This window comes from Pseudarthrobacter sp. H2, from assembly GCF_050157045.1.
Classification (GTDB): domain Bacteria; phylum Actinomycetota; class Actinomycetes; order Actinomycetales; family Micrococcaceae; genus Arthrobacter.
This window is the reverse complement of sequence record NZ_CP189594.1, coordinates 5,077,885-5,096,054: the sequence shown is the minus strand read 5'-3', so window position 1 is coordinate 5,096,054 and position 18,170 is coordinate 5,077,885. Positions and strand designations below refer to the sequence as shown.

Annotated in this window: 16 protein-coding genes and 1 pseudogene; 8 read left to right on the top strand and 9 right to left on the bottom strand. The window is 64.4% G+C overall.

Going from position 1 to position 18,170, the window contains the following annotated elements; all coding sequences use genetic code 11:
- Window positions 1-130 precede the first annotated feature (130 nt).
- Window positions 131-436, top strand: coding sequence for a putative quinol monooxygenase (locus ACQCSZ_RS23605; protein ID WP_427006005.1), 306 nt, complete (start codon window positions 131-133; stop codon window positions 434-436).
- A 235-nt stretch (window positions 437-671) separates the two neighbouring features.
- On the opposite strand, the gene ACQCSZ_RS23600 is transcribed toward ACQCSZ_RS23605, so the two are convergent.
- Complete coding sequence (locus tag ACQCSZ_RS23600) at window positions 672-1,637, bottom strand: D-2-hydroxyacid dehydrogenase family protein (protein WP_427006004.1); 966 nt, start codon at window positions 1,635-1,637, stop codon at window positions 672-674.
- A 365-nt stretch (window positions 1,638-2,002) separates the two neighbouring features.
- On the opposite strand from ACQCSZ_RS23600, the gene ACQCSZ_RS23595 reads away from it, so the two are divergent.
- From ACQCSZ_RS23595 to ACQCSZ_RS23570, 6 genes are all read left to right on the top strand, one after another.
- Window positions 2,003-2,779 (top strand): electron transfer flavoprotein subunit beta/FixA family protein, encoded by a 777-nt coding sequence (locus tag ACQCSZ_RS23595; RefSeq protein ID WP_427006003.1) that lies wholly within the window; start codon window positions 2,003-2,005, stop codon window positions 2,777-2,779.
- A gap of 11 nt (window positions 2,780-2,790) precedes the next feature.
- Window positions 2,791-3,774: an electron transfer flavoprotein subunit alpha/FixB family protein gene (locus tag ACQCSZ_RS23590; RefSeq protein ID WP_427006002.1), complete on the top strand. Its 984-nt coding sequence runs from the start codon at window positions 2,791-2,793 to the stop codon at window positions 3,772-3,774.
- 662 nt (window positions 3,775-4,436) lie between these two features.
- Window positions 4,437-5,531: a cytochrome b/b6 domain-containing protein gene (locus tag ACQCSZ_RS23585; RefSeq protein ID WP_427006001.1), complete on the top strand. Its 1,095-nt coding sequence runs from the start codon at window positions 4,437-4,439 to the stop codon at window positions 5,529-5,531.
- A 180-nt stretch (window positions 5,532-5,711) separates the two neighbouring features.
- Complete coding sequence (locus ACQCSZ_RS23580; RefSeq protein WP_427006000.1) at window positions 5,712-6,188, top strand: hypothetical protein; 477 nt, start codon at window positions 5,712-5,714, stop codon at window positions 6,186-6,188.
- Between the two features lie 136 nt (window positions 6,189-6,324).
- Entirely contained in the window at window positions 6,325-7,689 is a 1,365-nt protein-coding gene (locus ACQCSZ_RS23575; protein WP_427005999.1) for a glutamine synthetase family protein, read from the top strand.
- Window positions 7,689-8,831, top strand: a complete 1,143-nt coding sequence (locus tag ACQCSZ_RS23570; RefSeq protein ID WP_427005998.1) for an amidohydrolase family protein — start codon at window positions 7,689-7,691, stop codon at window positions 8,829-8,831. The genes ACQCSZ_RS23575 and ACQCSZ_RS23570 overlap by 1 nt, the downstream gene beginning before the upstream one ends.
- A 111-nt stretch (window positions 8,832-8,942) precedes the next feature.
- Here ACQCSZ_RS23570 and ACQCSZ_RS23565 read toward each other — a convergent pair whose 3' ends face one another.
- From ACQCSZ_RS23565 to ACQCSZ_RS23530, 8 genes and pseudogenes are all read right to left on the bottom strand, one after another.
- Entirely contained in the window at window positions 8,943-9,863 is a 921-nt protein-coding gene (locus ACQCSZ_RS23565) for a hypothetical protein (RefSeq protein WP_427005997.1), read from the bottom strand.
- Window positions 9,864-10,031: 168 nt separating this feature from the next.
- On the bottom strand, window positions 10,032-10,622 hold the full coding sequence (locus ACQCSZ_RS23560) for an AAA family ATPase (protein WP_427005996.1): 591 nt from the start codon (window positions 10,620-10,622) through the stop codon (window positions 10,032-10,034).
- 55 nt (window positions 10,623-10,677) lie between these two features.
- On the bottom strand, window positions 10,678-11,451 hold the full coding sequence (locus ACQCSZ_RS23555) for an SDR family oxidoreductase (protein ID WP_427005995.1): 774 nt from the start codon (window positions 11,449-11,451) through the stop codon (window positions 10,678-10,680).
- Window positions 11,448-12,814, bottom strand: a pseudogene (locus tag ACQCSZ_RS23550) (mannitol dehydrogenase family protein). The gene ACQCSZ_RS23555 and the pseudogene ACQCSZ_RS23550 overlap by 4 nt, the downstream one beginning before the upstream one ends.
- A gap of 214 nt (window positions 12,815-13,028) precedes the next feature.
- Complete coding sequence (locus ACQCSZ_RS23545; RefSeq protein WP_427005994.1) at window positions 13,029-14,012, bottom strand: ABC transporter substrate-binding protein; 984 nt, start codon at window positions 14,010-14,012, stop codon at window positions 13,029-13,031.
- A gap of 43 nt (window positions 14,013-14,055) precedes the next feature.
- Window positions 14,056-15,141, bottom strand: a complete 1,086-nt coding sequence (locus ACQCSZ_RS23540; protein ID WP_427005993.1) for an ABC transporter permease — start codon at window positions 15,139-15,141, stop codon at window positions 14,056-14,058.
- The gene (locus tag ACQCSZ_RS23535) at window positions 15,138-15,902 is read right to left on the bottom strand and encodes an ATP-binding cassette domain-containing protein (RefSeq protein WP_427005992.1); all 765 of its coding nucleotides are present in this window, start codon (window positions 15,900-15,902) and stop codon (window positions 15,138-15,140) included. Before ACQCSZ_RS23535 ends, ACQCSZ_RS23540 begins: the two co-directional genes overlap by 4 nt.
- A 76-nt stretch (window positions 15,903-15,978) precedes the next feature.
- Window positions 15,979-16,704: a nucleoside/nucleotide kinase family protein gene (locus ACQCSZ_RS23530; protein ID WP_427005991.1), complete on the bottom strand. Its 726-nt coding sequence runs from the start codon at window positions 16,702-16,704 to the stop codon at window positions 15,979-15,981.
- 357 nt (window positions 16,705-17,061) lie between these two features.
- On the opposite strand from ACQCSZ_RS23530, the gene ACQCSZ_RS23525 reads away from it, so the two are divergent.
- Complete coding sequence (locus ACQCSZ_RS23525) at window positions 17,062-18,084, top strand: LacI family DNA-binding transcriptional regulator (protein ID WP_427008440.1); 1,023 nt, start codon at window positions 17,062-17,064, stop codon at window positions 18,082-18,084.
- Window positions 18,085-18,170 lie beyond the last annotated feature (86 nt).

The following is an 18,170-nucleotide window of genomic DNA, read 5'->3' as shown; positions in this document are numbered from 1 at the left end:
CGAGAACTAAACCGGCTTGCTGACGGGCCGCACAGGCTTCAGACGCGCGGCGGCGGGTATCGTGTGAAAAGCTTCCCGACGGGCCCGGAGAGCCATCGGCCGTACCCCAGCAACATCCAAGGAGACACCCATGACCAGCACTTTCAACGTCGTGGTCCAGTACCGGACCAAGCCCGGCACCACCGACGACGTCCTCAAGCATCTTCACACCATGGCCACCGAAACCCGCATGGAACCGGGCAACATCTCATACGAGTTCTTCCGTGGCGTAGAGGACGACAGAAAGATCACCATCCTTGAGAGCTACCGCTCCGAGGAGGATTTCGAACTGCACCGCCAGACCCCACACTGCCTGAACCTCGGTCCGGCCCACATCATTCCCCAACTGGAATCACGGACTCTCTCCACATACGTCACGGCCGCCAGTCCTGCTTAGACGTCCTGGCGAGCAGCCAGGACGTCATGACCGGTGCCGGCTTTCTAACGCCGACCCGATCTGCGCGGGACGCTGCGTACGTGGAGCGGACGACGGCGGGACTCCCCGCCGTCGTCCGCTTGCGTTTGGTCCCGCCGACCTACAGCGCCGACCAGCCGCCGTCGGACGTGAAGAGGACGCCGTTGACGTTGGTTCCGCCGGCGCATAGCGACCAGCCTCACAGCTCGAGGTCTCGCTACAGGCGAGTCAATTGGCGGACCGGGACACCAGCCAGCCATGACTTGACGTCCTCGAGCGCTCCGCCGTAGAACTGCGCGTAGCTCTCGTGGGTGACATATCCCAGATGCGGTGTCAGGAGAGTGTTCGGGGCGGCCAAGAGCGGATGACCCGCCGGCAATGGTTCCTGATCGTAGACATCGACGGCTGCGCCCCGGATCCAGCCTTCTTCAAGGGCACGAATCAGGGCGGACTGGTGCACGAGGGGTCCCCTGGCCGTGTTGACGAGCATTCCGCTTGTGCCCAGCAGCCGTAGTTCAGCTTCACCGACTGTCCCTTCGGAGCGCCGGGACAGGCGGAGGTGAAGTGACACGATGTCGGATTCCCGGAAGAGTTCGTCCTTGCTGACTTTCCGGACCCCAGCGGCTGTTGCTGTCGCCTCGTCCAGGTTCTGGCTCCATGCCAGCACATTCATGCCGAAAGCGTGCGCGTAGGCCGCGACCTTGTGCCCGATCTTGCCCAGCCCGACTATCCCCAGGGTCTTGCCCGCAAGTTCGGAACCAACAGAGTGCTGCCAACGTCCGGCCCGGAGCGCGTTCTCTTCAGCGGTCAGGTTTCGGGCCAACGCCATGAGCAGCGCCCACGTCAGTTCAGGGGCGGCCGACGGCGATCCGCCCGTTCCGCAGACGGTGACGCCATGCTCCTCGGCCGCGGCGAGATCGATGACGGCGTTTGCGGCGCCGGTCGTGAACAGCAATTTCAGGCGGGGCAGCTTCGCCAACACAGCTCGCGGAAACGGTGTCCTCTCCCGCATGGCGACAACGACGTCGAAGCCCGACAGGGCGTGGACTGCGTCGGCTTCCGAGGCGAAAGGCGAGCTGAAAACGGTAACGGCCATGCCGTCCGCAGCCAGGGAGTTCCAGTCCGCGTAGTCGCCCGAAACCTGCTGGTAGTCATCCAGAATTGCCAGCCGATACTCGGTCATATTTGTACAGTCCCCTAATTCCAGACGGGTTTCCTGAGAAGGTGCATGGAGTTCTGGCTGTCGGCCAGATTCACCTACCCTGCTGCGATCCCAGTGTAAACGGGCGCAGCACGTGGGCCACAGGATCGGTCCAGCGACCCCGCTCCTGATGCGGCGGGAAACCGCGAGGTCGGAGCCATGACCCTCGCCGACTCGAACGTCATGGCTCTGATCACCCCCGGCATAGGCACTGCCAAGGACGAAGACTAGATACGCAACTGACGACACGGGCTCTGTCCGCCTCGAAGGGCCCCACTTTCGTAGACTCAATGGAGATCCGACATGTCTCGTCTCCAGAGACAAGCCCGCCACAGGAAGAGCCATCGATGAAGATTATCGTCCTAGTCAAGGAGGTTCCCGACACCTACGGGGACCGAAAACTGAACCTCGAAACAGGCCTCGCCGACCGGGAAGCCAGCGAGACAGTCATTGATGAGATCGGCGAGCGGGCCTTGGAGCTGGCACTGAGCTACGCCGACAAAAACGAGGGCACCGAGGTCGCAATCCTCTCCCTCGCTCCCGAGGGTGCAACCGCGACGATACGCAAGGGGCTGGCGATGGGTGCGGGGAGCGCCACCCACGTCTGTGACGAGGCGCTGCGGGGTGCGGATCTTGGCCTGACCGCTGAAACCCTCGCAGCGGCGATCCGTCGCGTTGAGTTTGACCTTGTGATCACTGGCAACGTGTCCACCGATGGGTCCGGCGGCATGATTCCCGCGATGCTTGCCGAATTGCTTGACGTGCCGCTTGCTACCGGCCTGAGCTCCGTAGAGATCAGCGACGGCGCCGTGTCTGGCTCCAGGCCCCTTGAATCCGGCGTGCAGAAGGTGTCCGCGAACCTGCCCGCGGTGATTTCCATTACCGAGGCGCTTCCCGGGCCGCGCTTCCCGAACTTCAAAGGGATTATGGCCGCGAAGAAGAAGCCCCTGGCGGTGCTTACCCTCGCAGACCTCGGGATCACGGCCGACAACCCGGACGCGGCCCGGTCGATCATGCTGACCGTTGCAGAGAAGCCCCCGCGCGCGGCGGGCGTAAAGATCATTGACGAGGGTGACGCCGGCGAGAAGCTGGCTGACTTCCTTGTTGAAAACCGACTGGCGTAAGGAGTATCGACATGACTGAATTCCCTCGTGACGCAATCCTCGTCGTCGTGGAAACCCGGACTTCCGGTGAACTCGAGAAGGCTGCAGCCGGGCTCTTCGGCGCTGCCGCTGCAGTTGGCACGCCCATTGCATTGGTACTTGCCGCACCCGGCGCCGGGAGCGCCGCCGCCGCGGAGGCCGCGGCCCTGGGTGCCGCGCGCGTACTGGTCGCTGAGACTCCGGATACGTCGGCGCTCGGCGTGCCGGGCGTTGACGCGCTTGCCGCCGCTGTGGAGCAGGTGCAGCCAGATGCGATCCTGATTTCGCATTCTCTGAATGGGCGTGACCTCGCCGGCCGCTACGCTGCCCGTTCGCGTGCAGCGATTTCTGCCGATGCGATCGGCGTGTCACGTGATGACGAGGGCGTCGTGGCACACCACTCCGTCTACGGCGGTGCCTACGATGTGACGTCAACGTCCACGTTTGGGGCTCCGGTGATCACGGTTCGCCAGGGCTCCATCGAGGCGCGTGCTACGGCTCAGCCGCAGGCGTCCGAGACCCTGGCAGTGCCGCGCTCCGGGAAGCCGGCCGCGCGGATCGACTCGTTCGAGGAGGTAGTTGCCGCCACCTCGCGGCCGGAGCTGCGTGGTGCCGCGAAGGTTGTCGCGGGTGGCCGCGGCCTCGGGTCGGAGGAACAGTTCGCCCTCGTTGGACAGCTCGCCGATGCACTCGGTGCCGCCGTTGGCGCTTCGCGTGCCGCGGTGGATGCGGGCTACATCCCGCAGTCGCAGCAGGTCGGCCAGACCGGGGTTTCCGTGTCATCACAGTTGTATATTGCGCTGGGCATCTCCGGCGCGATTCAGCACCGGGCCGGCATGCAGACCGCGAAGACGATCGTCGCCATCAACAAGGATTCAGACGCGCCGATCTTCGAGATCGCCGACTTTGGCGTGGTGGGCGACGTCTTCAAGGTTGTACCCCAGCTGATTAGCGCACTTGAGGCTCGGAAGAAGTAGTGATGGCAACTCAGTCTCGGTCTATTCGGCGGGGCCTGCCGCGCGTCGAAGGCGGTGACCCCTGGCCTGCAGCAGGCGAAGCGCCCGCACGCACTGTCACGGCAGGAGCGGCAGCCCCGCCGGTCCCCGCTTCTGGGGTGGCACCGGTCACCGCCGGGCCAGCGGCCACCGGGCCCTCCATCCCCGCTGCCGGCCAGGAAACGACGCCGGCAATGGCACCGGATGCGGCATTGTCCGCTCCGGTCCCTGCAGTGAAGGCAGGCGCCGCGGTGGCGCGGCCGCTTCGCCGTGGCCTGCCGCGCGTGCCGGGCGGCGAGCCTTGGCCGCCAGCGGGCGAGGCTTCGGTATCAGTGCCGGCCCTGTCCGGGGCTCCCGCCGCAGCCGCCAGGCCCGCGCCGGCCGCAGATACTGCTGCAGATACTGCTGAGAAAGCAGTGCCGGCGGCGACGTCGCCGGCTGCTGCTCCGGCCACCGCCGCACCCGCACCCGCCACACTGACGATGGGAAGCATTCCGCTTCGTCGCGGGCTTCCCCGTGTCCCAGGTGGTGAACCCTGGCCGCCAGCTGGACTTGCTCCGGCGGCCGCTGCCGTTCCCGCTGTGCAGGCGGGTCACGAAGACATAGCACAGGCCCCGGCTGCCGGTGTGGTGGAGGCTGCCAGCGTGGTGGAACCCGTTGCCGAGGTGCAGACCGTTGCCGAGGCTGCCAGCGTGGCGGCGACCGTCGCCGAGGCGGAACCGCCGCGGACCGCGAGTGCACCGGCGGTCACCGCCGCCCCAGCATCGGCGGCACAGTCCTTCGCCGCTGAAAAGCCCGTCGCCGTCGAAAAGCCCGTGAGGCCAAGGGCCGCGGCAAGGCTCTACGGATCGCGCACCCTGGGTCAGTGGATCAAGCTCGCCGTGCTCCTCGCGCTCGGCGCCGTGGCCGCCGCTGGGATTCTTGTGCTCGCCGCTCGCGGTGTCACGACGCTGCCGGGCGTGCCGGAATTCCTCGAAAGGTACCCCGGCGCGTATGACCTGCCCGATACGGCCGAGCCCGGCTTCCCATGGTGGGCGCAGTGGGCGCACTTCTTCAACATTTTCCTGATGGTGCTCATCATTCGCTCCGGCTATCAGGTGCGCACCGAGCAGAAACCGCCGGCGTTCTGGACGCCGAAGCGCGATGGCAAGAAAATCAGCATCAACCTGTGGCTGCACCAGTCGCTCGACATTTTATGGCTGGCCAACGGACTCATCTTTGTGGTGCTGCTGTTTGCCTCGGGACGCTGGGTGCGGATCGTACCGAGCAACTGGGAGGCGTTCCCGAATGCGCTCTCCGCGCTCCTGCAGTACATGACACTGGACTGGCCCGTTGAGTCCGGCTGGGTGAACTACAACAGCCTGCAGCAGATCATGTACTTCGTGGTGGTGTTCATCGCGGCCCCGCTCGCGGCGATCACGGGTGTGCGCATGAGCGAGTTCTGGCCGAAGGACGCGAAGACGCTGAACAAGATCTACCCGGTGGAGGTTGCGCGCGCGATTCACTTCCCGACGATGCTGTTTTTCGTGCTCTTCATTCTCGTCCATGTGTTCCTGGTGTTCGCGACCGGTGCGCTGCGAAACCTGAACCACATGTTCGGCGGCACCGACGCGGTGAATTGGGTCGGGTTCTGGCTCTTCGCGGCCGCAATCGCCATCACGGCAGCCGGTTGGTACGCGGCCCGCCCGCTTGTGCTCGCTCCAATCGCGAAGCTGTTCGGTCAGGTGAGCAGCCGCTAGGCTTCACCGCCTGCGCAGGGAGGATCCCGTGCCGCGCGCCGCTCAGGCGCTCTGGCCCGGGATCCTCACGTGTTGTGCTGTCCGACATCGCGTTCAACCGGACGACCCCACCGCGGGATACCCTCCGACGTCGGCTGCCGCAGCCGCACGCTCACCGCTGGCACATGGAAGGATTCACTTATGACTATCGATAATGATGATGCCAACCTCCCGGCGCCAATGGACTCCCACGGCACAGACGACTCAACCGAAGTCAGCCGTAGTTGGGACCACATCGGGGCCATCATTGTCGATGCGTCCCTGCAGCGACGACAAAACTACCACGCGACGGTCAGGCCGCGCGTTCTCGCTCTGGTCGAGGCTTGGCCGGATGCCGCCACGACCAGTGGATTCCGGCAGCGCCTCGACGCGGGGACGCTTTCCGAAGTTATCAGCTGGCCGTCGCCTGGCCGTCTGGCCCAGGTAGAGGACATGACGCACGTGCTCGAGAGTCAGGGCATCGAGACGGTAATGGAACTCCGAGGAGCGCTTCGTGACCAAGCCACCAGAGCCGTTCTCCGGGAGGCTCTTGGGGCCGTGCGGCATGTCAGTCCCAAAACGCTGGACTACATCGACACCCTGAGCGGAATATCAACGGGCGGGGCTGTCGAAGAGTAAATGCGGGGAGTGGCAGGCTGCGCAGCCCTGTCCGATCCGGCCTTCCAGGGTGACGTCGGAGGCAGCGGCGCAAGCCAAAGAGTCGGCGCATCTTTCGGACCTTTCATTGGACGGGGAGGCGCCGCATGATAGGCGCATGACTCAAATCGCACCAGCCGACGAATCCGCTGTTGCCAAGGCACAACGCGAGCTCGAAGCGGCCGGCGTCCGCACCGTGATCGGCACGGTGGTGAACGCTTCGGGCATCACGCTGGCCAAGAGCGTTCCGTTGGCCCGGCTCAAAGCCTTCCACCAATCCGGGATGGGCGCTGCCCCCGTCTGGCATGTCTTCACCATCGACGGCGGGATAGCGTTCACGGACAGCATTACCCCCGTTGGCGATATGCGCCTCAAGATCGATATCTCGGGACTCCGTGTCCTGCCGGGTGGGCGGGCGTGGGCACCCGGCAGCCTTTTCGAACAGGACGGGGCCGCGTCTCCGGCCTGTGCCCGCGGCCTTCTGGCCGATGTCGACGGCAGGCTCGACGAGGCCGGATACCAGGCACTCGTGGGCCACGAACTTGAATTCTTCCTCGTCGCCCCGGACGGTTCAGCGCTGGAAACCGCACCCTGGGTTCCGTACGGGGCAACCGGTCTTCTGGACCGATCGGAATTCCTTGATGATCTGCTGTCGGCGCTGAACCAGGCCGGCGTTCCGATGGAGCAGATCCACGCCGAGTACGGCAGAAACCAGTTCGAGTTTTCCCTTCCCCCTGCTTCGCCGGTTCGGGCCGCGGACACCGTGGTCCTTTCCAAGATCATCGTTGGCATCGTCGCCAGGGTCCACGGCATGCAGGCCTCGTTCTCCCCGCTTCCCTTTCCCGGCACCGTCGGAAACGGCGCCCACCAGCACTTTTCGCTCCACAAGGACGGCCTGCCGCTGTTCTCCGGCGGCAGCGGGCCGCACGGCATCTGCGCCGAGGGGGGCGCGGCCATTGGCGGAATCATCGCAGGACTCCCCGATATCCAGGGTTTCCTCACGGGATCAATCTTGTCCGGAAGCCGCCTGACGCCCGGCACGTGGTCGGGCGCCTACTTGTGCTGGGGCCTGGAAAACCGGGAGGCCTCAGTGCGCTTTCTGAACGAGGGCAAGAGCAATCCGCACGGAGCCAACGTCGAGGTGAAAATCGTCGACCCGTCGGCCAACGTGTATCTGGCGTCCGCATCCATCCTCGTGCTCGCCCTTGACGGCATCCGCGGCGGGCGCAGGCTTCCGGCAGAGATCCCGGGTGACCCCGCACGGCTGTCGGAAGGCGAGCGGCGCCGGGCCAACGTCCTGCTGCTCTCGGACTCCCCCGCCGCCATCATCGAGACGCTGGACAAGTCAGGCCTTGCACGCGGACTTCTCGGAGATGCCATCGTCGATACCACGGTGGCCGTCCGGCGCTACGAACAGCGAATCTCCGCGGAACTCTCGCCGGACGAGCTTGCTGAACGCTTTCGACTGGCCTGGTCGATCTGATGGCGGGCGGTTCTTTCCCGGACTTCGTCGAACAAGTCAGCCTTGTTGATCACCACGTGCATGGCGCGTTTCACGCTGACGGTGATGAGGCACGCTTTCAGAACTCGCTCAACGAAGGAAACACCGAACCACTGGCCAACCCCGAGGACGCCTACAACACACAAATCGGGCTCGCCATCCGGCGCTGGTGCAGCGGCATTCTTGATTTGCCACGGCACGCCTCACCGGCGGACTACTGGAGCCGGCGCTCCGGGCTTGGAGAACTTGAGGTCAGCCGGCGCATGACCCGCGCTGCTGGCGTGAGTGACTGGCTGATCGACACAGGCTTAGATGCCGCTGACTACCTCGGCAAGGTCGGGATGGCCGAGGCCTCCGGTGGGCGAACCCACGAGATCGTTCGGCTGGAACTGGTCGCCGAGTCGCTGCTCCAGGAGATTGCCAACCCGGCAGATTACGTCGAAGAGTTCGGTCAGCGGCTTCGAGAGCTCACCCTCAGCGCCGTGGGCGTCAAAACTGTTCTCGCCTACCGCGGAGGATTCGACCAGAATCTCAGCCGACCCACACCGGCTGCGGTGGTTGAAGCAGCCCGCCGCTGGCAGGAGAACCCGCGCGCCGGCTCCAACGCGAAGCTCACCGACGTGACACTCATTGCCCACGGGATCCACACGGCGGTGTCGATGAAGCTTCCGCTGCAATTCCATGTGGGATTCGGTGACCGAGACCTGGACCTCCACAAGACCAATCCCCTGTACCTCTTGGATTTTCTGCGGTCCCCCGAAGTCCGGGACACACCGATCATGCTGCTCCACTGCTATCCATTCGAGCGCGAAGCCGGCTACTTGGCCCACGCCTTTGAAAACGTCTACATCGATGTGGGCCTTGCCGTGAACTTCACCGGGTCACGGAGCCGGGATCTGGTGGCCCGCTCGTTCGAACTGGCTCCCTTCACGAAAATCCTTTACTCCTCCGACGCCTTCGGCCCGGCCGAACTCCACTACCTCGGCGCGAGACTGTGGCGCACTGCAATCACCAAGGTAGTCGGCGGATGGATCGACGACGACGACTGTTCCGAGGCGGATGCACGCAAGATCGTGCAACTCGTCGCACACGACAACGCCCGCCGCGTATACGCGCTCCCCTGAGCGCCGGCCCGCAATCCCGAGCAAGCAAAACGGACATCTGTCAGACCCCCAACGCAAGCGGACGACGGCGGGACCTCCCGCCGTCGTCCGCTTGCGTTGGGTGCCGCTCGCCTAAGGCGCTGACCAGCCGCCGTTGGAAGCCACAAGTGTGCCGTCAACGACGGCTTCGAGCTCCTGCAGGCGAGGGAGAGCCCGTGTCGTCAGCAGGTGCTCGCGGGTTTCGGCGGAGACAGCCATGCTGTCCTTCCATAGCGAGCGGCCCGCCATAGCGCCGCCCGCGCCATTGGCCACCGCGATCTCGACCTGCTTGATGAACGTCTCGTGGTCAACCCCCGCAGACAGGACAGCCCACGGCACGCCGGCGGACGCCTCGGTGACCGCGGCGCTTGCCTCGGCAGATCCTGGGTACTGCAGTTTGAGCACTTTGGCGCCGCATTCGGCGGAGAGCCGTGCAGAGTCGGCAACAAGGCCGGCGAACGCCGCGACGTAGGCCTCCTCGCTTTCGCCTTCGAGACGGTAGACCAGGATCTCTACGATGAGGAGGAGACCCTCGTCGGTGCATGCTTTGACGAGTTCGCGGATTTCGTCCGCGACGCGCGAGCCTGCATCCTGAAGGTCGGGGCGCATGTACCAGAGCATCTTGGCGACGTCACCGCCGAGTTCGCGCGCTCTGCGCGGCGACATCCCCGGGACGAACTTTGTGTAGCGCAGGCCGTCGACCGTCTCGAATCCGGAAGCGTCAAGACCGACTACCAGGGCGGTGTCGCGGGAGAGCACGCCCTCATCCGCGACGCGGGGCAGGGCAACTTCGGGATCGAGCAGGATCGCAGGAGCGGCGTTTCCCAGGTAGCGGACCAGGTCCGCCTTCGCGTCGGAGAGTTGCTGGGCGGTGATCGAGTTCGGTCCGTCGGGTGCGTCGTTCATCACGGCTTTCATTCCGTTGCGCTGGTCGGCGGCCACGATGAGCATTTTGCCGCCGGGAGTCGAGATCGCTGCCATGCCGCGGCGTTCGAGCGTCGTGAGTGTATTCACTGGGTTCTCCTAATTGGGTGGTTTTGGTCTATTGAGGGTCTGGAGTCGGCGGCCGGAAACACCGGTAAGCAGCGTGGTGCGGGCACGACGAATCGCGCCCCGTATGGGGTGCCGCCCTGGGAGGTGTGGCCCTCGGCGGAAGGTTGGCGTGGAACCGCTAGCGGCAGCTCAGCGCACGGCCTCCCGCCCTGCGAAGTCCGCCAGGAAAAGCTCGATCTGTTCGTGCGGCCTCAAGAGGCCGTCAACGCGGATATGCGCGACGCCGGGAGGCTGCGTGACTTCGGGAGAGAGGAAACGCTCGGGTTCCTTGATCTTGTCGAGGTCGCGTGCGGCGCCGCGGAGCTGCATGCGTCTCACCACCTCGCCCTGCGGAGTGTCCATCCAGGCGAGGTGCACCCGCGGGGCAGGAATTGAGAGCCGCTCAACGAGTCGTTCCCATGCCGCCGGGAACGTGCGTTCGGAAGTGAACGGGGCGACAACAACCACGCTGTTGCCCAGAGCGAGATTTTCCCGGGTGGTATCGAAGAGGCAGGTGTAGCGGATATCGTTCACGCTCGCCCGCGCGGCGGGTTGTGCTGTGGGGACGTCCACCAGGAACTCGCCGCCCATGTGTTCGAACAACGGGTTTGTGACAGTGTCCAGGTCAAGGATGGTCCAGCGGAGCTGGCAGGCCAGATCCTGGGCAAACGTTGTTTTGCCACTTGCCGGCACTCCGCAGACGATGATCGCCTCGGATGCGCGTTCTTCGGTCATGTTCATGGTCATCCATTTCAAGGTGAGGTCAGTTCGCGGCGCCCCTGCGCCGGAAGAACGGTCAGCGGCTGGTGTAGCCGCCGTCGATGGGGAGGGATGCTCCGGTGATCATGGAAGCGGTGTCACTTAGCAGGAAGACGATGGGGCCGGCGACGTCATCGACCGTGGCCCACCGTCCGAGGGGCATCTGCTCAAGGAAGGGCCCGCCGATTTCCGGCCGTCCCCAGTAGAAGTTGGACATGTCGGTCATGACCACTGTCGGGTTGACGCTGTTGACGCGGATGTTGTGCTTGCCAAGTTCCAGGGCGGACACCCGGGTGATGTTGTCCAGGGCGGCTTTGGACGATCCGTAGGAGATGTGGCCGTGCAGCGCGACCATGCTGGCCTGGCTGGAGACGTTGACGATCGCGCCGCCGTTGCCTTCGCGAATCATGGCGGGTACCGCATATTTGATGACCAGGAGGGCGCCGCGGGCGTTGACGCTGATGACCTTGTCGAAGACCTCGATGTCGGTGTCCTGCGGGGTCGCGATTTCTCCGCCGAAGCCGCCGCAGTTCACGACACCCCACAGTGCAAGGCCCTCGACGGCTTCCCTGATGCTTTCTTCGGAGGTCAGGTCGAAGGCCAAGGGCTGCGCGCCAGTTTCGTCACTAAGCGTTGCCAGGGACTCGAGCGTGCGGGCGCTGGCGATCACTTTTGCCCCAGCGGCAGCAAGCTGCCTCACGGTGGCAGCCCCGATGCCGCCACTTGCTCCGGTGACCAGGATGGTGCGGCCGCTGAAGCCGGTTGCTGTTCGGGCTTCGACTGCTGTGCTGGCTGTGGGTGAGTCGGTCATGAGGTTCTCCTTGTGGATATCGAAGGTTCGGTGAGGTCCTGGACGGCAGTTCGCGCTCCGGACCGTTGCAGGGCTTCCCGGGCCTGCCGGTACGCGGCCGCGAAGCGGGCGTTCCGCCCAAGGTCGCCGAATACGTCGGTCAGGTTGAGGAAGGCGCCCGGTTTTTCGTGGTCCGCACGGATGGCTGCGCGGAGTTCGCCTAGGCGCCGGTCGGTGATGTCTATGGGTTCGCCTTGTTCGTCAGTTCCTTCGAGAAAGCGCGCCCAGGCTGCGATCACCAGGGCCGCTCGGTCTACGGGGCCTCCGAGGCGGAGCTGGTCACGGACGACAGGGAGCACGAATTGGGGATCCGTTCGGAGGCGTCGACCATTTGGCGGGCGAGGGTGTCCCTCACAGCGGGGTTGGAGAAGCGGTGGATGAGTTCGTTCCGGTAGGCGTGCAGATCCATGCCGGACACGGGCCGCAGCGTGGGTGTCGCCTCCAGTTCCATGTAGCCGGCGATGAAGTCGGCGAACAGCGGATCCACACAGACTTCATGGACATACCGGTGACCCGCGAGGTAGCCGAGGTAGCTCATCACCTGGTGGCTCGCGTTCAGGAGCCGGAGTTTCATCAGCTCATAAGGCTCCACGTCGTCCACCATCTGCACACCGGCGTCTTCCAGGGGCGGTCGGCCGGTAGGGAACTTGTCCTCGAGGACCCATTGTTCAAAAGGCTCGGCAATCACCGGCCATCCTTCCGAGAAGCCGTAGGCCGCGGCCACCGCAGCCCGGCCGGCGTCGGTGGTGACGGGAGTGATGCGGTCCACCATGGAGTTGGGAAAGGCTACGGTTTCGCTGATCCAGCCAGCCAGCCCCGGATCCTTGAGTCGGGCGAAGGACACGAGCGCCTTGCGGGCGACGTTGCCGTTTCCCTGGATGTTGTCGCATGACATGACGGTGAACGGGGCAGTGCCCTGCTCACGCCGCTGTGCCAGCGCTGCGGTGATCAGGCCGAACGCGGAGCCTGGAACGGTGTTCGGGTCCAGGTCATGGAGGATGTCCGGCGTACGGGGATCGAATTCCCCCGTGGTGTCGTTGATGCTGTAGCCGCCCTCGGTAATGGACAGGGAGACTATGCGGGTGGCAGGATCGGCAAGTTTGCGGATGACCGCTGCGGGATCGTCGGGCGCAAAGAGATATTCGGTGATGGAACCGATGATTCTGGCGTCCTCGGTGCCTTCGGCGCCCTTCAGCACCAAGGTGTACAGGCCGTCCTGGTTGGTGAGGACATCGTGCATGCGGGCGTCCGAGGGCAGGACGCCGACCCCGCAGATACCCCAGTCCTGAGAGCCCCCGAGGTTTAGAAGCCGGTCGATGAACATGGCCTGGTGCGACCGGTGGAACCCGCCGACGCCGAAGTGAACGATGCCTGTCCGGACGGCGCGCCGATGGTACGAGGGGATGGGTAGCCGGTCCTCCAATTCTGGAAGGGCCGCTTCATTCAGGGACGTCATGTCATTCTTCTCTTCGGTCGGGAGAGTTGGGACGGTGCTGTTGCCCGCATGTGAGGGGCGGGCAACAGCACCGGAAAGCCGGTTAGCAGGAGGATTTGTAGACGTACTGGGCGCCGTCACCGCTGATGTTGTCCGCGGTGATCTGCTTGAACCCGGTCTGGATCTCCTTCTGGGTAGACTCACCCTTGATGGCCTTCATGGCCTGGTCCACGCCCTGCGTGCCGATGGATGCAGGTTCCTGCGCGATCAAGGCCTGGACGACGCCTTCCTTGAGCTGCTTGACCTGCGCAGGCCCGGCATCGAAGCCGACGATCTTGACCTGGTTCTGTTTGCCCGCCTGGCGGATGCCTGTTGCCGTACCTTCTGCTGCGAAGGTGTTGGCTGCGAAGACGCCGACAATGTCCGGGTCCTTGGCCAAGGCAGCAGAGACGAGCTTTGCCGCTTCGGCGGGGTCGTTGTGGCTGTACTGCACACCGAGATACTCGAAGGACGAGTCAGCTTTGGCGCCGTCTTCGAAGCCTGCGACACGCGCATCGGCTGTCGAGACGCCGGGGTCGGTGGAAATGACCAGGACTTTGCCCCCGCTGGGGCTGAGGTTCTTGATGGCCTTGAAGGCCTCCAGGCCGCCGCCTTTGTTGTCCGAGGCGATCGCCGACGCGGCGAACGAGGGGTCCTGCACCGTGGTGTCAACGAGGACCACCTTGATGCCGGCGGCCGCAGCCGCCTTCAACGGCGCCTGCATCGCGGCCACATCGGTCGGCGCGATGAGGATGGCGTCCGGCTGGGATGCCACGACGGAATCGACGATCGGCTTTTGCAGCGTCGGGTCGAACTTGGCCGGCCCCTGCGTGTTAACCGTTGCGCCAGCCGCCTTGGCAGCAGCGTCGATGCCGCACTGCATGCTGACGTAGAACTCGTCGCCGGCGACACCCTGGATGAACGTGAGCTTGGGCTGCTTTCCGGCCGCCGCACTCCCTGCCGAGGCGCTTCCGCCTGCGCAGGCCGTGAGGGACGTTGCGGCGAGGATACCCGCAGCGAGCAGGGTCACTTTAGGGGTTAACTTCATTGTCTAGCTCCTGTTTGTTTGAAAGGGTTAAGTCGGAGGGAGGTCAGCGGGATCGTCGGCCGAAGACCTTCTTCTTGCCGTCAGCCTTGGCGGTATGTCCCCGGGCTGCGGCAGCCCGGCGGCGCTGGTCGACGTAGACGGCGACGACGAGGACGGCACCGACTGCCACCTGCTGCCAGAACGGCTGGATGCCGACGATGACGAAGCCGTTCTGAAGCACTGCGGGGATGAAGAGTCCGACGACGGTGCCGAAAATGGTGCCGACGCCGCCGAAGAGTGAGGTTCCGCCGATCACGACGGCGGCGATGACGTTGAGGTTCGTCGCCGACTGACCCGCGATGGCGGTGGTGCCGTACTGGGACAGTGACAGGATGCCTGCCACGCCGGCGAGGCCGCCGGAGAGTGCGTAGATGGAGATCAGTTGGCGATCCACTTTCACGCCGACCCGTCGGGCGGATTCCTCGTTGGAGCCGACGGCGAAGGTGTAGAGCCCGAATCTGGTCCGGTGGAGCACGATGCCGAAGATCAGGATCAGGACAATCGCGATCAGGGAAATCGTCGGCAATGTGGTACCCGGGACGTTGCCGTACCCGATAGTGTCCTGGAGCACGGCCGGGACTTCCCGGATGTCCACGCCGCCTGTGATGACCTGTGCCAGCCCCAGGGCGCCGCCAAGTGTTCCGAGGGTAACGATCAGCGGCGGCACCTTGGCCTTCGCGATGAGAACCCCGTTGAGGAGTCCCCAACCGAGCCCGCATCCGACGGCGACCAAGATACCCACAATGGCCGTGCCCCAGCCCGAATCACCCATGGCCTGCATGACCTTTGCAGCCACCACCCCGGAGAAGACAAGGTTGGATCCAATGGACAGATCGATGCCCGATGTGACAATGACAAACGTCATTCCGATACCCAGGACGCCAAGGATGGAGACATTCTGGATGATCTGGCGGACATTGCCCCACGTCGGAAATACTTCCGGCGCCAAGGCCGAGAAGACCAGGAAGATGACCAGCAGAACAAGCAGGATCTGGAACGACTGAACCTGGAGCACCTGCCGGAGCGAGTGCGTGCGTGAAATTTCGGTTGCGGTTCCGGCAGTGCGAGGTACGGCTTCGGTGGTGGTCATGAGTGTGCTCCATCAAGTGCGCCTGTCATTGCGCCGACTAGTTCTTCCACAGATGTTTTCTTTGCTTCGTAGGTGGCCACGCGGCGTCCGAGCCGGAGCACCTGGACGCGGTCCGCCACGTCGATGACGTGCGGCATCGAGTGGCTGATGAACACGACGCCCACGCCTTTGTCACGGACGCGGCGGATTGTCTCAAGCACGTTTCTGGTCTGCACCACGCCAAGAGCGGCTGTCGGTTCGTCAAGGAAGATGACGCCCTTGGCCCAGGCAACGGCCCGCACAATGGCGATTGCCTGCTTCTGGCCGCCCGACATGCTGCCGACGGGGTCGGAGAGGCTTCGAACCGTGGCGCCAAGTTCATCGAAGGCTTCCCGTGACTTGGCACGCATCGTCTTGTTGTCCATGAACCCGAGCCGCCCTTGAAAGCCGGGCTTGGGGATTTCGCGGCCCAGGAACATATTTTGGGCCGCGTTCAAGTGTGGCGCCAGGGCTAGGTCCTGATGGACGGTTTCGATGCCCAGGCTGCTGGCCTGGCTCGGGGAACCAAGTTCGACCTCACCGCCGGCAAACAGGATCTTGCCGGAATCCAAGGCCAGGTTTCCCGACAGCGCCTTCACGAGGGTCGATTTTCCGGCGCCGTTGTCGCCGATGAGGGCAACCACCTCGCCTGCGTGGACGTCGAAGTCGACGCCGTCCAAGGCGCGTACGTTGCCGAAGCTGCGGGTCAGGCCGCGGGCTTCCAGAACCGGGATTGTTGTCATGGTGTAACACCTGTCAGCTGGTACGGGACGGTTGCAGAGGCTCCGGCCAAACAGCCGGAGACACTTCGTCGTGTTGTCACTTCTGTCTTCCTCTTCGTTCAGGCCTGGCGAAAGTCTCGCGGCTGTTGGCGTACCTCAGGTCGATGATCAGATCGGCCCGTTCCCGGGTGGAGGCGACAACATCGGCATTGCGTTGGTCGCTGCCCAGCGCCCATTCCTCCGCTTCCTCAGGCAACTTGCCGAAGCCTTCGTGCCGCCTCAGCAGCCGGAGCTGCCGCTCGCCGTCGCTGACGTCCAGGAACCAGACCTCGTCGATCTGTTCCCTGCATTCCCGCCAGCCTTCGGCGTCCAGAAGGAGATAATTTCCTTCGGTGATGACCAGCGGTACGTCGCGGGCCACCGGTACCGCACTGCCGACGGATTCTTCCAGGCTGCGATCGAACACCGGGGCATAGACCACCGGTTCGTTGTTGGTCTTGAGCCGGCGCAGCAGGTTGGCATATCCCCACGGATCAAAAGTGTCCGGAGCGCCTTTCCGGTCCCGGGAGCCGTGAGCGGCAAGGACCGCGTTGGCCAGATGGAAAGCATCCATGCCCACCAGGGCAGCCTGGCCACCCAGGGCATCGGCGATGGCCTGCGCCACCGTGGACTTTCCGGCACCGGGCGCACCAGCTATTCCCAGGATGCGCCGGCTTCCAGCGGCAGCAAGTGCGTCGGCCCGCTCCACCAGCTCCTCCAGCGAGCAAGTCAGCCGCTCAGGCCCCTGGGCTGGTGCCGGGGGCCGGTCTTCAGCGGTGTTCATCACTGCCTCCTCCGTTGGTCATGCCACGGTGAAGAAGCTCTGCTGCTACACCTTTGAAGCGCTGCCTGAAACGAACCGGTAGGTCCTGATCGCGGGGCTCGAACTTGTGTTTCGAGGACTCGCTGTGACCTGCCTGACAAAAACCTAAGGGCCCATGTCATCGATGTCAAGGAAATTTCAAAAACTCATGTCATCGATGACATGAGTTTCTTGAAGTTGCTGTGATCATGGGGCAGGATGGGGTGGGCGGCCGATTGTCACCGATGACATGTTCAGCGCTGGCGTCGTCCCCGCTTTTGAACAGCGCCGCTGTAGGGTGTGCCCAGCGAACAACGAAGGAGCCGAACCGTGACGACCATGCAGGATGTGGCCACGCGTGCCGGGGTGAGCGCCAAGACGGTGTCCCGGGTCTTCAATGATGACCCGCACGTCACGGAAGACACGCGGGAACGCGTTCAGTCGGCCATGCGCGAGCTCAAGTACGTGCCGAACATGCTCGCGCGCACGTTCCGCGAGGGCAAGTCAGCCGTCATCGGCATCGCCGTGCCCGACGTCGCGGATCCCTTCTTCGCCGCCGTCACGAAGGGGATCGAGCTGGCGGCGCGTGAACACGACATGGCCATCGTCGTCACCAGCCTCGGAGACAACCCGGCACTTGAGCAGAGCATCATTGAAACGACGGTCCGCCGCCAGATCGACGGCCTCATCATCGCCCCGATCGCCGCCGACCAGTCCTACCTCGCGCGCTGGCAGGACAGCTTCCCCATCGTGTTCATTGACCGCATCCCCACCAAGCTTCACGCGGACTACTTCGTCGAGGACGACTTCGGCGGGGCCTTTGAAGCGACGCAGCACCTCATCGCCCATGGGCACCGCCGCATCGCCATCGTTGGAGACTCAACCGAGGTCCCCACCACGAAGCTCCGCCTCGAGGGTTATCGCGCCGCCCTTGTGGATGCCGGCCTGGGGCAGGACGATGACCTGGTTGCGCTCGGGTCGCGCGACGCGGATGCTGCCGCCCACGTCTGCAGAACCCTGCTGGCGCTGCCCGATGCACCCACCGCCATCTTCTCCTCAAACGCCCGGTTCTCAACCGGCGTCTTCCCGGCACTTCAGGCCTTGAACCGAACCGACATTGCGCTGATCAGCTTCGGCGACTTCCCCATGGCGGATGTCCTCCAGCCCTCGGTGTCGGTCATCGATCAGAACCCGCGTCAGGTCGGACGAGTCGCCGCCGAACGCATCCTCGCCCGAATTGCAGCACCCACCAAGAAATTCAGGCGGAAGAACGTCATTCCCGTCAAGCTGATTGAACGCCAATCGTGCCAGTCGCCCGTTGCCCATCTGCTCCCGCAGTCAACCATTGATCCGCGCATATAGCCTGCTGAGCGGCGGACGACGGCGGCGCCGGAGCCAGCGTTGAGCTCAGATGGGATGACGACGGCGGGACCCCCGCCGCCGTCTGC

Bases quoted from the DNA above. Each gene is read 5' to 3' on its own strand.
- ACQCSZ_RS23605 (WP_427006005.1), top strand. From the start codon at position 131: ATGACCAGCACTTTCAACGTCGTGGTCCAGTACCGGACCAAGCCCGGC.
- ACQCSZ_RS23600 (WP_427006004.1), bottom strand. From the start codon at position 1,637: ATGACCGAGTATCGGCTGGCAATTCTGGATGACTACCAGCAGGTTTCG.
- ACQCSZ_RS23595 (WP_427006003.1), top strand. From the start codon at position 2,003: ATGAAGATTATCGTCCTAGTCAAGGAGGTTCCCGACACCTACGGGGAC.
- ACQCSZ_RS23590 (WP_427006002.1), top strand. From the start codon at position 2,791: ATGACTGAATTCCCTCGTGACGCAATCCTCGTCGTCGTGGAAACCCGG.
- ACQCSZ_RS23580 (WP_427006000.1), top strand. From the start codon at position 5,712: ATGACTATCGATAATGATGATGCCAACCTCCCGGCGCCAATGGACTCC.
- ACQCSZ_RS23575 (WP_427005999.1), top strand. From the start codon at position 6,325: ATGACTCAAATCGCACCAGCCGACGAATCCGCTGTTGCCAAGGCACAA.
- ACQCSZ_RS23570 (WP_427005998.1), top strand. From the start codon at position 7,689: ATGGCGGGCGGTTCTTTCCCGGACTTCGTCGAACAAGTCAGCCTTGTT.
- ACQCSZ_RS23560 (WP_427005996.1), bottom strand. From the start codon at position 10,622: ATGAACATGACCGAAGAACGCGCATCCGAGGCGATCATCGTCTGCGGA.
- ACQCSZ_RS23555 (WP_427005995.1), bottom strand. From the start codon at position 11,451: ATGACCGACTCACCCACAGCCAGCACAGCAGTCGAAGCCCGAACAGCA.
- ACQCSZ_RS23545 (WP_427005994.1), bottom strand. From the start codon at position 14,012: ATGAAGTTAACCCCTAAAGTGACCCTGCTCGCTGCGGGTATCCTCGCC.
- ACQCSZ_RS23540 (WP_427005993.1), bottom strand. From the start codon at position 15,141: ATGACCACCACCGAAGCCGTACCTCGCACTGCCGGAACCGCAACCGAA.
- ACQCSZ_RS23535 (WP_427005992.1), bottom strand. From the start codon at position 15,902: ATGACAACAATCCCGGTTCTGGAAGCCCGCGGCCTGACCCGCAGCTTC.
- ACQCSZ_RS23530 (WP_427005991.1), bottom strand. From the start codon at position 16,704: ATGAACACCGCTGAAGACCGGCCCCCGGCACCAGCCCAGGGGCCTGAG.
- ACQCSZ_RS23525 (WP_427008440.1), top strand. From the start codon at position 17,062: ATGCAGGATGTGGCCACGCGTGCCGGGGTGAGCGCCAAGACGGTGTCC.